Annotated in this window: 1 rRNA gene; it reads left to right on the forward strand. The window is 52.5% G+C overall.

The window, feature by feature from the left end:
* A 23S ribosomal RNA gene (locus tag C9J41_RS21555) occupies window positions 1-1,629 on the forward strand; the annotation flags it as partial.

Raw genomic sequence — 1,629 nt, forward strand, 5'->3', positions numbered from 1 at the left:
TGCTGGAGGTATCAGAAGTGCGAATGCTGACATGAGTAACGATAAAGGGAGTGAAAAACTCCCTCGCCGGAAGATCAAGGGTTCCTGTCCAACGTTAATCGGGGCAGGGTAAGTCGACCCCTAAGGCGAGGCCGAAAGGCGTAGTCGATGGGAAACGGGTTAATATTCCCGTACTTCTTATAATTGCGATGGAGGGACGGAGAAGGCTAGGTGAGCCTGGCGACGGTTGTCCAGGTCCAAGTATGTAGGCTGATGGTTTAGGCAAATCCGGACCATCTTAAGGCTGAGATACGATGTCGAGTCACTACGGTGACGAAGTCATTGATGCCATGCTTCCGGGAAAAGCTTCTAAGCTTCAGATTATAAGAAATCGTACCCCAAACCGACACAGGTGATCAGGTAGAGAATACCAAGGCGCTTGAGAGAACTCGGGTGAAGGAACTAGGCAAAATGGTACCGTAACTTCGGGAGAAGGTACGCTCCTAGCGGTGATGAGACTTGCTCTCTAAGCTGCCGGGAGTCGCAGATACCAGGTGGCTGCAACTGTTTATTAAAAACACAGCACTGTGCAAAATCGAAAGATGACGTATACGGTGTGACGCCTGCCCGGTGCCGGAAGGTTAATTGATGGGGTTAGACTTCGGTCGAAGCTCTTGATCGAAGCCCCGGTAAACGGCGGCCGTAACTATAACGGTCCTAAGGTAGCGAAATTCCTTGTCGGGTAAGTTCCGACCTGCACGAATGGCGTAATGATGGCCACGCTGTCTCCACCCGAGACTCAGTGAAATTGAAATCGCAGTGAAGATGCTGCGTCCCCGCGGCTAGACGGAAAGACCCCGTGAACCTTTACTATAGCTTGGCACTGAACATTGACCCTACATGTGTAGGATAGGTGGGAGACGTTGAAGCAACCGCGCCAGTGGTTGTGGAGTCAATCTTGAAATACCACCCTTGTATGCTTGATGTTCTAACGTTGGCCCCTTATCGGGGTTACGGACAGTGCCTGGTGGGTAGTTTGACTGGGGCGGTCTCCTCCCAAAGAGTAACGGAGGAGCACGAAGGTGGGCTAATCACGGTCGGACATCGTGAGGTTAGTGCAATGGCATAAGCCCGCTTGACTGCGAGAATGACAATTCGAGCAGGTGCGAAAGCAGGTCATAGTGATCCGGTGGTTCTGAATGGAAGGGCCATCGCTCAACGGATAAAAGGTACTCCGGGGATAACAGGCTGATACCGCCCAAGAGTTCATATCGACGGCGGTGTTTGGCACCTCGATGTCGGCTCATCACATCCTGGGGCTGAAGTCGGTCCCAAGGGTATGGCTGTTCGCCATTTAAAGTGGTACGCGAGCTGGGTTTAGAACGTCGTGAGACAGTTCGGTCCCTATCTGCCGTGGGCGTTGGATGATTGAGAGGGGCTGCTCCTAGTACGAGAGGACCGGAGTGGACGAACCGCTGGTGTTCGGGTTGTGTCGCCAGACGCATTGCCCGGTAGCTAAGTTCGGAATCGATAACCGCTGAAAGCATCTAAGCGGGAAGCGAGCCTCAAGATGAGTCATCCCTAGACCTTTAAGGTCTCTAAAGGGTTGTTGAAGACTACAACGTTGATAGGTCGGGTGTGTAAGTGCTG

The sequence above is a fragment of the Photobacterium sp. GB-50 genome (assembly GCF_003026755.1).
GTDB lineage: Bacteria > Pseudomonadota > Gammaproteobacteria > Enterobacterales > Vibrionaceae > Photobacterium.